11 protein-coding genes are annotated in these 13,013 nt (G+C 68.1%); 4 read left to right on the top strand and 7 right to left on the bottom strand.

The genetic code is table 11. The annotated features are described in order from the left end of the window. Positions 1-364 precede the first annotated feature (364 nt). Positions 365-2,938: a DUF4347 domain-containing protein gene (locus J2848_RS11330; RefSeq protein ID WP_149231107.1), complete on the top strand. Its 2,574-nt coding sequence runs from the start codon at positions 365-367 to the stop codon at positions 2,936-2,938. 150 nt (positions 2,939-3,088) lie between these two features. On the opposite strand, the gene hydA is transcribed toward J2848_RS11330, so the two are convergent. The 5 genes from hydA to J2848_RS11305 all read right to left on the bottom strand — a co-directional run bounded on the left by hydA (position 3,089) and on the right by J2848_RS11305 (position 9,335). Continuing rightward, positions 3,089-4,531, bottom strand: coding sequence for a dihydropyrimidinase (gene hydA / locus J2848_RS11325; protein ID WP_149231106.1), 1,443 nt, complete (start codon positions 4,529-4,531; stop codon positions 3,089-3,091). Positions 4,532-4,545: 14 nt separating this feature from the next. Further along, positions 4,546-5,271, bottom strand: a complete 726-nt coding sequence (locus tag J2848_RS11320) for a TetR/AcrR family transcriptional regulator (protein ID WP_246193812.1) — start codon at positions 5,269-5,271, stop codon at positions 4,546-4,548. A 116-nt stretch (positions 5,272-5,387) separates the two neighbouring features. Continuing rightward, entirely contained in the window at positions 5,388-6,671 is a 1,284-nt protein-coding gene (locus J2848_RS11315; protein WP_149231104.1) for a Zn-dependent hydrolase, read from the bottom strand. Positions 6,672-6,708: 37 nt separating this feature from the next. Beyond that, entirely contained in the window at positions 6,709-7,995 is a 1,287-nt protein-coding gene (gene preA / locus J2848_RS11310; RefSeq protein ID WP_149231103.1) for an NAD-dependent dihydropyrimidine dehydrogenase subunit PreA, read from the bottom strand. A gap of 17 nt (positions 7,996-8,012) precedes the next feature. Next, a complete protein-coding gene (locus J2848_RS11305; protein ID WP_149231102.1) occupies positions 8,013-9,335 on the bottom strand; it encodes an NAD(P)-dependent oxidoreductase in 1,323 nt (440 codons plus the stop codon). Between the two features lie 344 nt (positions 9,336-9,679). Here J2848_RS11305 and ogt point away from each other — a divergent pair, with 344 nt between their 5' ends. Further along, positions 9,680-10,201: a methylated-DNA--[protein]-cysteine S-methyltransferase gene (gene ogt, locus J2848_RS11300; protein ID WP_149231101.1), complete on the top strand. Its 522-nt coding sequence runs from the start codon at positions 9,680-9,682 to the stop codon at positions 10,199-10,201. An 87-nt stretch (positions 10,202-10,288) separates the two neighbouring features. After that, positions 10,289-10,600 carry a hypothetical protein gene (locus J2848_RS11295; protein ID WP_149231100.1) on the top strand — a complete coding sequence of 104 codons (312 nt, stop codon included), beginning with the start codon at positions 10,289-10,291 and terminating at the stop codon, positions 10,598-10,600. Between the two features lie 61 nt (positions 10,601-10,661). On the opposite strand, the gene bdcA is transcribed toward J2848_RS11295, so the two are convergent. Next, the gene (gene bdcA, locus J2848_RS11290) at positions 10,662-11,375 is read right to left on the bottom strand and encodes an SDR family oxidoreductase (RefSeq protein WP_149231099.1); all 714 of its coding nucleotides are present in this window, start codon (positions 11,373-11,375) and stop codon (positions 10,662-10,664) included. A gap of 73 nt (positions 11,376-11,448) precedes the next feature. Between bdcA and J2848_RS11285 the strand changes: the two genes are divergently transcribed. Further along, positions 11,449-12,060: a TetR/AcrR family transcriptional regulator gene (locus J2848_RS11285; RefSeq protein ID WP_211103088.1), complete on the top strand. Its 612-nt coding sequence runs from the start codon at positions 11,449-11,451 to the stop codon at positions 12,058-12,060. A gap of 22 nt (positions 12,061-12,082) precedes the next feature. Here J2848_RS11285 and J2848_RS11280 read toward each other — a convergent pair whose 3' ends face one another. Further along, positions 12,083-13,003, bottom strand: coding sequence for a sugar kinase (locus J2848_RS11280; RefSeq protein WP_149231098.1), 921 nt, complete (start codon positions 13,001-13,003; stop codon positions 12,083-12,085). Positions 13,004-13,013: the final 10 nt, after the last annotated feature.

Raw genomic sequence — 13,013 nt, 5'->3', positions numbered from 1 at the left:
CTTCGGGTTCCCCTGAACGATATCTCTCCTGGATTGGGCCATCGGGGCGTCCCCGATGGCCCATTTTTTTGTGCTTTCCACCCGTGCGCGTCGGCATACGCCCCGAATTGGTGGTAGGTCCCGATGAATCTTCTCTGATCGGGAAAAAGAGTGGCAAGCCGCCGCAACAAGCCCGACCGGCCGGATGGCGTCGAAATCGAAAGAGACTGCACCGCTTTCGCTATGACGGAGAAAACAGATCGCCCGGCCGGAGTGGATGCTTCCCAAGGAATGATGGGCTTATTGGATGTTGTTCGGTGGACATGATCCCGTACATCACAGAACGCGCAAACGACTTTCAACAATTCCCCAGAAAGGGGTTTTCATGCACGGGATCATTCTTGCCGACGCCGGTCTGGCCGACATCGATGCGCTGATCGGCCGGCACGCGCCGGACGTGACGGTGGTCCGGGTCGCCGCGGACGAGGACGCCCTGGGCCTGCTGGCCGACGCCCTGGAGGCCGCCCGCGAGGCTAGCCCGGCGGCGGTCCACCTGATCGCCCATGGCGCGCCGGGCGTGGTGAAGCTGGGGGCGACGCCGCTCGACACCAGCGCTCTGCTCGATCGCCGCTGGCCCGACGCGACCGGCTGCGAGATTCTGATCCATGCCTGCGACGTCGGCGCTGGACGCAACGGCCGCCGCTTCGTGGAGCGTCTGGCCGCCGTCACCGGCGCGCGCGTCGCCGCCGCCAGCCATCCGGTCGGTAACCCGGATGGCGTGGCCGACCAGGGCGCCTCCTGGGACCTCGACGTGGTGACCGGTCCGATCCTGGCGGCCTGTCCGTTCGCGGGGGCTGAGGCCTGGCCGCACCGTCTCGCCTACAGCGGCACCGCCACCAGCGGCAACGACACGCTGATCGGCGACAACAGCGGCAACACTATCAACGGGCTGGCCGGCAACGACAGCATCGTCGGCGGCACCGGCAACGACAGCCTGATCGGCGGCATCGGCAACGACACGCTGGTCGGTGGCGGCAACACCGGACAGGCGGCCGGCGACACCATGAATGGCGGGTTGGGTGCGGACCATTATGTCGGTGGCAGCGGTTTCAACATCGTCACCTACGAGAACGCCACCACCGGCATCACGCTGGATCTGACCAACGGCGCCAACAACACCGGCGAAGCCGCCGGCGACAGCTTCGTCAACATCCAGCGCTGGATCGGCTCCGAATATGCCGACAGCCTGACCGCCGGTGACACCGCGGTCTGGTTCTGGGGCCATGGCGGCAACGACGTCGAGCATGGCGGCGCCGGCAACGACACGCTGGAGGCCGGTGACGGCAACGACAGCGTCTTCGGCGGTGGCGGCAACGACCTGATGTACGGCCGTGCCGACAACGACCAGCTTCACGGCGAACTCGGCAACGATACGGTGGCCGGCGGCGGCGGCGCCGACCTGATCTATGGCGATGCCGGCAACGACCTGCTGAAGGGTGATTGGGAACGCGACACCGTCTATGGCGGCGACGGCGACGATACCATCCTCGCCGGCATCGTCAGCTCGGGCAGCTATGCCCAGACCCAGAACGACCTGATCTATGGCGATGCCGGCAACGACCGTTATATCGTGGTCAGCCAGTACGATGCCGGGACCGTCAGCTTCGACGGCGGCGCCGGCACCGACACGCTGGAGCTGCGGTCGGACAATCTGACCAGCTACAACGGCTACAATCTTGAATATTACAACGACGTCGCCTCGCCGAAGATCGACATCAGCGGCATGACGCTGACCAGCGTCGAGACTCTCGCCCTGACCGGCAGCCAGCACCACACCGTGACGATGACGGCGGCGCAGGGCAACGGCTTCGGCAGCATCACCGGCGCCACCACCGGCGACGCCTTCGCCATCGTCGGCGCCTCGCTGTCCGGGACGGTCGGCAGCGGCAACGGCAGCACGCTGACCGCCGGCAAGGTCCAGGCGGAGACGGTGAACGGCGTCACGCTGGTCCATGTCGGGCTCGACGGCACCGCCGGCTCCGACCTGACGCTGCGCATCGCCGGCAGTTTCGCCGCGTCCAGCATCAGCCTGTCCGGCAACACCATCACGCTGGGCCAAGGTGGTGGATCGACTGGCGGCGGTTCGACCGGCGGCGGCGATACGGGGGGCGGAACCGGCGGTGGCGGGACGGGCGGCCAGACGCTGACCGGCACTGACGGCCGCGACTATCTGGCCGGCGGCAGCGGCAACGACACCATCATCAGCAACGCCGGTGACGACTACATGACCGGCGGCGGCGGCAGCGACACCTTCGTCTTCAAGCCGGGCGACGGCTGGGACTATGTCGGCGACTTCCAGGCCGGCAGCGGCGGCGACGTGCTGAACGTCGCGGGCTGGAGCGGGTTCAAGGACTTCGCGTCGGTGATGGCCGTCACCGTCCAGGACGGTGCGAACACCGTCGTGAATTTCGACAACAACAACAGCGCCATCCTCGCCAACGTCACCCGCAGCAGCCTGACCGCCGCCAACTTCTCCTTCACCGCGACCGGCGGCAGCACGGGCGGGGGCAGCGGCGGTTCGACCGGCGGCACGCCGGGCCAGACCATCACCGGCACCTCGGCCGGGGAGTATCTGGCCGGCGGCAGCGGCAACGACACGATCACCGGCAATGCCGGCAACGACTACATGATCGGCGGCGCCGGGCGGGATACCTTCGTCCAGCATGCCAGCGACGGCTGGGACGTCATCGGCGACTTCCAGGCCGGCACCGGCGGCGACGTGATCGACATCCGCAGCATCAGCGGCTTCACCAGCCTGAACAGCGTGCTGACCCACTCGACGCAGGACGGCGCCGACCTGTCCATCGACCTCGGTGCCTTCAACTCGATCAAGCTGATGGGCGTCGACCGCAACAGCCTGACGGCCGAGAACTTCCTGTTCGCCAGTTCGGTGGGGTGATCGGGGGAACTGACCACTCCCTCTCCCTCCTGGGGAGAGGGTCGGGGTGAGGGGGATACACCGCAGGATTTCGACAAAAGTCCCGCAGTGCTTCCCCCTCACCCTAACTCTCTCCCCGGGGGGGAGAGGGGATTTTGGGCGTTGTTTTGCTTACCGCTCCACTGCCGTCGGGACGTTCAGGGCGTTGCGCTTCGACACCGCCTCATAGACCGGCGGGAAGGCGGGGCGGTTGATGTAGCGGCCGGCGCCGCGCACCGCGCGGCTCTCGCCCAGCGCATGGACGATGCGGCCCTGGCTCAGCGTGTAGGCCGGGGTGCCGGTGACTGTCATGCCTTCGAAGATGTTCAAGCCCACTTTCTGCATCTGGGTCTTGGCCGAGATGGTCTTGGTCGCTTTCGGGTCCCATACCACCAGATCGGCGTCGGCCCCGACGCTGACCGAACCCTTGCGCGGGTAGAGGTTGAAGATCTTGGCCGCGTTGGCGGAGGTCACGGCGACGAACTCGTTCATCGTCAGCCGGCCGGTGTTGACGCCGTGCGTCCACAGCGCGGTCATGCGGTCCTCGATGCCGGCGGTGCCGTTCGGGATCTTGGTAAAGTCGTTGCGGCCCATCGCCTTCTGTTCTGCGCAGAAGCAGCAATGGTCGGTGGCGGTGGTGTGCAGGTGCCCGGCCTGGAGGCCGCGCCACAGCGCGTCCTGATGCTCCCTGGGGCGGAAGGGCGGGCTCATGACGTGGCCGGCGGCGAAGTCCCAGTCGGGGTTGCGGTAGACCCCGTCGTCGATCAGCAGATGGCCGGCCAGCACCTCGCCGAACACGCGCTGCCCGTCATTCTGGCCGCGCTCGATGGCGGCCAGCGCCTCCTTGGCCGAGACATGGACGATGTAGACCGGGACGCCGAACACCTTGGCGACCTGGATGGCGCGGTTGGCGGCCTCGCCCTCCACCTCCGGCGGGCGGGACAGGGGATGGGCCTCCGGACCGGTCAGGCCCTGGGCCAGCAGCTTCTTCTGGAGCTGGAAGACCAGCTCGCCGTTCTCGGCATGGACGGTGGGGATGGCGCCGAGCTCCAGGCAGCGCTGGAAGCTGTTCACCAGCGTCTCGTCGTCGGCCATGATGGCGTTCTTGTAGGCCATGAAATGCTTGAAGCTGTTCACGCCATGCTCGGCCACCAGCGTGCCCATGTCCTGCCGCACGCTCTCGTCCCACCAGGTGACGGCGACGTGGAAGCTGTAGTCGCCGGCCGCCTTCTCCGCCCAGCCGCGCCAGGTGTGGTAAGCCTCCATCAGGTTCTGCTTCGGGTTGGGGATGACGAAGTCGATGATCATCGTCGTCCCCCCGGCGAAGCCGGCGGCGGTGCCGCTGAAGAAATCCTCCGTCGTCACCGTGCCCATGAAGGGCAATTCCATGTGGGTGTGCGGGTCGATGCCGCCGGGCATGACGTAGCAGCCGCCGGCATCCACCACCTCGGCCCCCGCCGGCACGTCCAGCTTTTCGCCCACCGCGGTGATGAGGCCGTCCTGGCAGAGGACGTCGGCGCGGCGGGTGTGCTCGGCGGTGACGACGGTGCCGCCGCGGATCAGGATGGTGGACATGCTCGGGCGCTCCCTCAAAGGATTGGTTGGGCGGAGTGGTCGGGCGTTTCGGATAGGTCGGGTTCGGATATTTGCGGTTCGGCCATCTGCGGCTCTGGCAGACCGGCGGCGCGCAGGACCAGCCTCAGCACCTCGGCGGTCATGGCGGCGAAGTCCTGGCGGGTCAGGCTGCGGCGGCCCAGAACCTTGCGGATCTGGACGTCGAAGTCGGCGTAATGCTGGGTCACCGCCCAGATCATGAACAGGAACTGGCGGGCATCCACCGGGGCCATGCGTCCGGCGGCGACCCAGCCGTCGATCACCGCCGCCTTGGCGTCGACCAGCGCTTTCAAGTCCTCCGCCAGGAAGCGTTCGACCTGGGTCCCGCCATGCAGGATCTCGTTGGCGAAGACCTTGGAGGCGTGCGGACGGGTGCGCGACGCCTCCATCTTGGCGGTGACATAGGCGGTCAGGGTCTCCACCGGATCGGCGTCGGGGGTGAAGGAGGCGATCGGCGCCAGCCACAGCCGCAGGATGTTGTCGAGCACCGCGCGGTAGAGATCGTCCTTGGTGCCGAAATAGTAATGCAGGTTCGCCTTGGGCAGGCCGGCCCGCTCGGCGATGTCGGCCATGGTGGCGCCGGCGAAGCCGGCCTCGGCGAAGACGCGCTCGGCCGCCTTCAGGATGCGCTCGACGTTCTCACGCCGGATGCGGCCCTGGGGCTGTGTGGAGTCTGCGGTGTCTGCAGCCGTTCGCGCCATCGCTTTCGCCATCATTCATCTCGACTGGCACCTATCCCCTCTCCCCCCGGGGAGAGGGTTAGGGTGAGGGGGATGCGTTGCGGGGACCTTTGTGAAAATCCTGCGGCGTGTCCTCCTCACCCCACCCTCTCCCCAGGGGGGAGAGGGCTCAGTTCGGCCATGGCGTTGGCGCGGTCCAGCACGGCGTGCAGCAGCACCTCGCAGCCGGCGGTCGACCATTCCGGGGTCGTCTCCTCGACCTCGTTGTGGCTGATGCCGTCGATGCAGGGGATGAAGACCATCGCCGTCGGCGCCACCTTGGACAGGTAGCAGGCGTCGTGGCCGGCGCCCGACACGATGTCGCGGAAGCTGTGGCCGGTGCGCTCCACCCCCTTGCGGACGGCGGCGACGCAGGTCTCGTCGAACTTGATCGGGGCGTAGTACCAGATCTGCTGGAAGTCGGTCTCCAGCCCGATCTCGCCGGCGATGCGTTCCACCTCGGTCCGCAGCTCGCCGTCCATGGCGGCGAGGATGGCGTCGTCGGGATGGCGGAAATCGACGGTGAAGAAGACGCGGCCGGGGATGACGTTGCGGCTGTTGGGATGGATCTGCATCAGGCCCACCGTGGCGCAGGCGAGCGGGCCGTATTTCATGCCGATGCGGTTGACCGCATCGACGACGCGGGCGGCGCCCAGCAGCGCGTCCTTGCGGCGGACCATCGGGGTCGGGCCGGCATGGGCCTCCTGGCCGGTGAAGGTGATCTCGTACCAGCGCTGGCCCTGGCAGTCGGTGACGACGCCGATGGTCTTGCCTTCGATCTCCAGGATCGGACCCTGTTCGATATGGGCCTCGAAATAGGCGCCGACCTTGCGACCGCCGACCTCCCGGTCGCCGGCATAGCCGATGCGGGCCAGCTCCTCGCCCATCGTCTTGCCATCAAGGTCGGCGCGGGACAGGCCGTAGTCCAGGTCGAACACCCCGGCGAAGACGCCGGACGACACCATGGCCGGGGCGAAGCGCGAGCCTTCCTCGTTGGTCCAGACCGCGACCTCCACCGGGGCCTCTGTGACGTAGTTCATGTCGTTCAGGCTGCGCACCACCTCCAGCCCGGCCAGCACGCCATAGACGCCGTCATACTTGCCGCCGGTCGGCTGGCTGTCGAGATGGCTGCCCATGATGACCGGGGGCAGACTGTCGTCGCGGCCGGGGCGGCGGGCGAAGATGTTGCCCATCTTGTCGACGGAGACCGTGCAGCCGGCCTCCTCGCACCATTGCACGAACAGGTCGCGGCCCTGCTTGTCGAGGTCGGTCAGCGCCAGCCGGCACACGCCGCCCTTGGGCGTGGCGCCGATCTGCGCCATGTCCATCAGGCTCTGCCACAGGCGCGAGCCGTTCACGGCGACATTCTGCGGGGTGGACATGTTGCTCTCTCCTGAACGTCGTTGTCGTGCAGCGTTCTTATTCGGCGGCGGCTTCGGGGACGCGCATCGGGTTGCGGGCGTCGTTGGGCCAGGTGACGTAGGGCAGATTGTTCTGCTCCGGCACCATGGTGATGCAGTCCGGCACCGGGCAGACATGGCTGCACAGGTTGCAGCCGACGCATTCCTCGTTGACCACGGTGAAGACCCGTCGGCCCTCTCCGGCGTCGATGCGGATCGCCTGGTGCGAGGTGTCCTCGCAGACGATGTGGCAGCGGCCGCAGTCGATGCACAAGGCGGGGTCGATCACCGCCTTGGTCGAGAAGTTCATGTTCAGGTCGTTCCAGTTGACGACGTTGCGCACTGCGCGCCCGCTCAACTCGTCCAGCGTCCGGTATCCCTTCTCGTCCATCCAGTTGGACAGGCCGCCGATCATGTCCTCGACGATCTTGAAGCCGTAGGTCATCGCGGCGGTGCAGACCTGGACGTTGGTGGCGCCCAGCGCCAGGAACTCCGCCGCATCGCGCCATGTGGTGATGCCGCCGATGCCGCTGACCGGCAGGCCGCGGGTATCGGGATTGCGGGCGATCTCCGCCACCATGTTCAGCGCGATCGGCTTCACCGCCGGGCCGCAATAGCCGCCATGGCTGCCCTTGCCGTCGACCACCGGGGTCGGCGCCATGGCGTCGAGGTCGACCGCGACGATGGAGTTCACCGTGTTGATCAGCGAGATGGCATCGGCGCCGCCGCGCTTGGCCGCTTCGGCCGACCACAGGATGTTGGTGATGTTGGGGGTCAGCTTGACGATCACCGGCAGGTTGACGGCGTTCTTCACCCAGCGGGTGACCTGCTCGACCATCTCCGGCACCTGCCCGATGGCGGAGCCCATGCCGCGCTCGCACATGCCGTGCGGGCAGCCGAGGTTGAGTTCCAGCCCGTCGGCGGCCCCGGTCTCGGCGACGCGGCGGGCGAGGCCGGCCCAGGCGGCCTCCGTCATGGTCGCCATCAGCGAGACGACCATGGCGCGGTCGGGCCAGTCGCGCTTGACCTCCATGATCTCGCGCAGATTGACCTCCAGCGGCCGGTCGGAGATCAGCTCGATGTTGTTGAAGCCGATCATCCGGCGGTCGGTGTCGAGATGTGCGCCGTAGCGGCTGGAGACGTTGACCACCGGCGGGTCCTCGCCCAGCGTCTTCCACACCACGCCGCCCCAGCCCGCCTTGAAGGCGCGGACGACGTTGTAGGCCTTGTCGGTCGGCGGGGCGGAGGCCAACCAGAAGGGGTTGGGGGAGCGGATGCCGGCGATGGTGCTGCGAAGATCGGCCATGATGTGGCTCCCTTTCCTCAGGCGGTCAGGTGGCTGTGGATGGCGAGGGCGGCGAGCTTGCCGTCCTGCACGGACTGGACCGTCAGATCCTCGCCCGTCGCGACGCAGTCGCCGCCGGCCCAGACCTTGGTCAGCGTGGTGCGGTAGGTGGCGTCGATGGCGATCTTGCCGCCGGTGACCTGAAGGCCGGCCAGCGCGTCGGTGGACAGCTTTTGCCCCACCGCCTTCAGCACCATGTCGGCCTGGAGGGTGAAGGTCTCGCCGGTGCCGGCCAGCTTGCCGTCGGCGAGCCGGGTGCGCTCAAAGGTGATGGTGGTGTCGCCGATTTCTTTGGGGGCGGCGAAGGTCTTCAGCACGACGCCCTCGGTCTGTGCCAGTCCCTGCTCCCAGGCGGTGGCGCCCATCTGAGCACGGCCGCGACGGTAGACCAGGGTGACGTCCTCCGCACCCAGGCGCTTGGCCTGGATGGCGGCGTCGACGGCGGTGTTGCCGCCGCCGATCACCACGACGCTGCGGCCCACCGCGGGCGGCTGGCCGGGGGGAGCCTGACGGACGCGCTCGATGAAGGCGGTGGCGTCCTCGACGCCCGCACGCTCCTCGCCGGGAATGCCGAGCCGGTTGTTGGACCCCAGGCCGACGCCGAGGAAGACGGCGTCATAGTCGGCGCGCAGGCTGTCGAGCGACAGGTCGGCGCCCAGCCTGCGGCCATGCTCCACCGTGATGCCGCCGACGCCGAGGATGAAGGCGGCCTCGCGCTGGGCGAAATCGTCGGCCATCTTGTAGGGGGCGAGGCCATATTCGTTGAGGCCGCCGGACTTCGCCTTCGCCTCGAACACCGTCACCTCATGGCCGAGCGTGGCGAGGCGGTGAGCGCAGGACAGGCCGGCCGGGCCGGCACCGACCACGGCGACTCGCTTGCCGGTGGCGGCGGCGCGGGCGAAGGGGTGGGCGGGTTCGCCGTCGATCAGGCGGTCGGTGGCGTGGCGTTGCAGCCGGCCGATGGCGACGGGGCGGTCCTCCGCCCGGTTGCGGACGCAGGACTGTTCGCACAGGGTCTCGGTCGGGCAGACTCGGCCGCAGGTGCCGCCCATGATGTTCTCCGACAGGATCGTCGTCGCGGCACCCTTCAGGTTGCCGGTGGCGATCGAGCGGATGAAGGCCGGGATGTCGATCCCGGTCGGACAGGCCTTGATGCAGGGGGCGTCGTAGCAGAACAGGCAGCGGTTCGACTCGGCCAACGCCTGCACCGGCGTCATCGCCGGCGTCAGGTCGGTGTAGGGCGAAGCCAGCTGGTCTTCGGCCGGGTATTGGGCGGTGGAAAGCGTAGCGATCAGGGTCATGGCGGATGGCTTCCCTTCGGTCGCAGAGCGGCGTATCTACCGAAGCGTCAGCAACCCGCGTGCCAAGAGAACCAACCAGCACTGCCAACGGCGTTGGGCGGCGGAAAAGCTGACTGTTCGGTCAAGAACTGACGGTATGGACAGGCATGGCTCCATCATGCCAGCCATGCGGATTGCACGCAACTCAGCCTTTTGGCGCCTCTTTTCGCGGCGATACGCAAGAAACGCATGGGAATTCGCGAGCGCGGAAACAGGAAATTGCGCCGTATCAAAGGGTTGCGCCGCAGAGCCGCTGCCTCCAAATTTGGCAGCGCACCTATGCAACCGGGATAGGGTGTGCCGTGATGTCCGCCGTCTCCAGTCTGCTGATCGACCGCACCGCCACGCCGATCGGCGAACTGATCGTGGTGGCGGATGGGGAGGGCGCCCTGCGCGCCATCGACTGGACCGACCATGAGGACCGGCTGCACCGGCTGCTGCGCCTGCATCACTCCGGCGGCTATGAACTGCGACCGTCACGTGATCCGGGTGGCCTGACGCGGGCGATGGATGCCTATTTCGCGGGCGATCTCGCCGTCATCGACAGGCTGCCGGTGCGCACCGGTGGGACACCGTTCCAGCGCGCGGTGTGGGCAGCGTTGCGCGGGATTCCCTGCGGCACGACCATAGCCTACCGCGAACTGGCGGCGCTGGCCGGGCGTCCGGCGGCGGTGCGGGCGGCGGGGCATGCCAACGGCGCCAACCCGCTCAGCGTCGTGGTGCCCTGCCACCGGGTGATCGGCTCCGGCGGGGCGTTGACCGGCTATGGCGGCGGGGTGGAGCGCAAGCGCTGGCTGCTGGCGCATGAGGGGGTAACCGTAGGGTAGGGGACACCATACCGCTTCCGTTCAGAGCATTTCGCTGTGGCGTCCCGGTTGTTGAGGGGAGGAACACGCCAACGGAAGGGTGCTGTGATGAGCGACCGGAATGACCAGAATCAGGGCCAGGATCAGGGCAGCGGGCAGGATCAGGCCCAAGGCGACAACGAGCGCATGAAGGGCGTGATCGATCAGGCCAAGGACCGGGTGGCGGGTGACCTGTCCGGCCACGAACAGGATGCGCGCGAAGGCGGCGAGCGGATCAGGCGGGCTGTCGATGCCATGTCCACCGGCAACACGCCGCAGGCCGGCGACGACCCGCAGCACCGCACCGGCAACACCGGCCACACCCCGCTGCCGGACGCCACCGGCGGCACGGGGGCCTCGCGCGAGGATCAGCAGAAATAGAAGAGCGGGGGACAACATCCGTCCCCCGCTTTTTCAAAGGCTTGTTTTCGAATGCTTGGCGTCAGGCGCCGAAGCCGCCGTCGATGGTCTGGAACGAGCCGGTGATCATCGCGGCATGCGGACCGGCGACATAGGCGGTCAGTTCGGCGACCTCGTCGGCGTCGATGTGGCGCTTGATCGCCATGAAGCTGTGCATGGCGGGCGCCATCGGGCCGTCGGCCGGGTTCATGTCGCTATGGGTCGGACCCGGCTGGATCGCGTTCACGGTGATGCCGCGGTCGCCGAAATCGCGGGCGAGGCCGCGCACCATGCCTTGTACTGCCGCCTTGGTCAGGGCATAGGCGGCCCCGCCGGCGAAGGGCATGCGGTCGCCGTTGACCGAACCGATGACGATGATGCGCCCGCCGTCGTTCATGCGCCGGGCCGCTTCGACCGCCGCGTGGTAGGGCGCCCGGACGTTGATGTCGATCATGCGGTCGACGGCGTCGGGGTCGAAGGTCAGCGGATCGCCCAGGATCGCCGTGCCGGCATTGACGACCAGCACGTCCAGCGCGCCGCGGTCTGCCACCGTCGCGATCAGGGCGTTGCGGTCGGCGCTGTCGGTGCGGATGGCCTCAGCACCGGTTTCGGCGGCAAGCGCCTCTGCGGCGTCCTTCGACCCGGCATAGGTGAAGGCGACCGCGCCGCCGGCCTTGGCGAAGCGGCGGACGATGGCCTTGCCGATGCCGCGGCTGCCGCCGAGGACCAGGATCTTGCGGCCGGTGAACTCACCCATGATGTGCTCCTTGAGAAAATGTAGTGATCGCTATATAAATGGAGGTGGAGGGTTTGTGCAAGGAGAAAATATAGTGATCGCTACAGATTTGCCCGAATCCAGGACCGGATCGCGGGGACGGCGACGGTCCTTCGACATGGACGAGGCGGTCGAAACCGCGATGAGGCTGTTCCATGCGCGCGGCTACGACGCCGTGGGCGTTGCCGAGTTGGGGGCGGAGTTGGGAATCAAGCCGCCGAGCTTCTATGCGGCCTTCGGCAGCAAGGCCGGGCTGTTCGAGCGGGCGCTCCGGCGCTATGCGTCGGGTGAGGCGAACATCTTCGCGCGTGCGCAGGCCGAGGGCGGTGGCGTGGCCGAGGTGATCGAGCGCACGCTGCTGCTGGCGGCGCAGCTCTATCCGGAGCGAAACGGGGTGGCCGGCTGCCTCGTGCTCGACGGCGCGCGCAACAGCGCCGACCCGGAGGCCTGCGCGCTGGCCGAGGTGATGAGGAAGGCCGGTGTGGCGGCGATCCGGGACTTCATCGCCGGAGAGGCGCCGGAACGGGCCGACGCGCTGGCGGACTTCGTGGCGATCGCGATGAAGGGGATGTCTGCGGCGGCGCGCGACGGTGCCGACGAGGCGGCGCTCACCGTTGTCGCGCAGATGGCGGGCCGCGCCTTCCGCCGCGAACTGGCGGAAGGCTGATGTGTCGGCTTGAAACCGGTGCTCAGGCCGGCATGGCGTCGCGCGGGATGATGGCGCCGCGGTGCTGGATGACGGCGGCGGCCAGCTTGTGGGCGGCACGGGCGGCGTCGGCCGGACCCTCGCCGCGCAGGCGGGCGGCCAGATAGCCGGCGCTGAAGCTGTCGCCGGCCGCCGTGGTGTCGACCACCGTGGCGACCTTCTGGGCCGGCACCTCGACGGCCTCGCCATTCTCGATCACCACGCAACCGGGCTGTTCCAGCTTCAGGACGATCTCGGCGACGCCGGCCTTCCGGACGCGGGCCAGAACGGCGTCGGCATCGGCGTCGCCATAGAGGTCGCGCAGGTCGGTGACGCCGGGCAGCGCGATGTCGGTCAGCCGCAGCATGCGGTCGAAGGCGGCGCGGGCGGTTTCAAGGTCCGGCCACAGGCGCGGACGCCAGTTGGTGTCGAAGGCGACCTTGCCGCCGCGCGCGCGGACCCGCTCCAGCAGCTCGAACAGCCGCTCGCGGCCCTGTTCGCCCAGGATGGCGATGCTGATGCCGGACAGATAGACGATGCCGTAGCCCTCCAGCGCCTTGGACAGTTCCGGCGTCTGGGGCAGGGCGAACAGCTCGCGCGCAGGCGCCCGGTCGCGCCAGTAGAGGAAGCGGCGCTCGCCACTGGCATCGGTTTCGATCAGGTAGAGGCCGGGCAGGCGGTTCGGCACGCGCAGGACGTGGCCGGTGCCGACGCCCTCGGCCGCCCAGGCCGCCACCATGTCGTCGCTGATGCTGTCATCGCCGAGAGCGGTGACATAGTCGACCGGCGTGCCCAGACGCGCCAGATAGACCGCGGTGTTCAGCGTATCGCCGCCGAACCCCATGGTCAGCGACCCGTCCGGCCGCCGGAACATCTCGATCATGCATTCGCCGAGCGCGGCGACGCGGTTGGGCGTGTCGGTCATGCTTCTTCTC

Source organism: Azospirillum lipoferum (assembly GCF_024170005.1).
In the GTDB taxonomy this organism is placed as follows: Bacteria; Pseudomonadota; Alphaproteobacteria; order Azospirillales; family Azospirillaceae; genus Azospirillum; species Azospirillum lipoferum.
Note: the sequence above shows the minus strand (reverse complement) of the source record. Positions and strands in the feature narration are given on the sequence as shown.

Excerpts from the sequence above, each read along its gene's own strand:
- ogt (WP_149231101.1), top strand. The coding sequence starts at position 9,680 with ATGTCCGCCGTCTCCAGTCTGCTGATCGACCGCACCGCCACGCCGATC.
- bdcA (WP_149231099.1), bottom strand. The coding sequence starts at position 11,375 with ATGGGTGAGTTCACCGGCCGCAAGATCCTGGTCCTCGGCGGCAGCCGC.
- J2848_RS11315 (WP_149231104.1), bottom strand. The coding sequence starts at position 6,671 with ATGTCCACCCCGCAGAATGTCGCCGTGAACGGCTCGCGCCTGTGGCAG.
- J2848_RS11305 (WP_149231102.1), bottom strand. The coding sequence starts at position 9,335 with ATGACCCTGATCGCTACGCTTTCCACCGCCCAATACCCGGCCGAAGAC.
- J2848_RS11330 (WP_149231107.1), top strand. The coding sequence starts at position 365 with ATGCACGGGATCATTCTTGCCGACGCCGGTCTGGCCGACATCGATGCG.
- preA (WP_149231103.1), bottom strand. The coding sequence starts at position 7,995 with ATGGCCGATCTTCGCAGCACCATCGCCGGCATCCGCTCCCCCAACCCC.
- hydA (WP_149231106.1), bottom strand. The coding sequence starts at position 4,531 with ATGTCCACCATCCTGATCCGCGGCGGCACCGTCGTCACCGCCGAGCAC.
- J2848_RS11280 (WP_149231098.1), bottom strand. The coding sequence starts at position 13,003 with ATGACCGACACGCCCAACCGCGTCGCCGCGCTCGGCGAATGCATGATC.
- J2848_RS11320 (WP_246193812.1), bottom strand. The coding sequence starts at position 5,271 with ATGGCGCGAACGGCTGCAGACACCGCAGACTCCACACAGCCCCAGGGC.
- J2848_RS11295 (WP_149231100.1), top strand. The coding sequence starts at position 10,289 with ATGAGCGACCGGAATGACCAGAATCAGGGCCAGGATCAGGGCAGCGGG.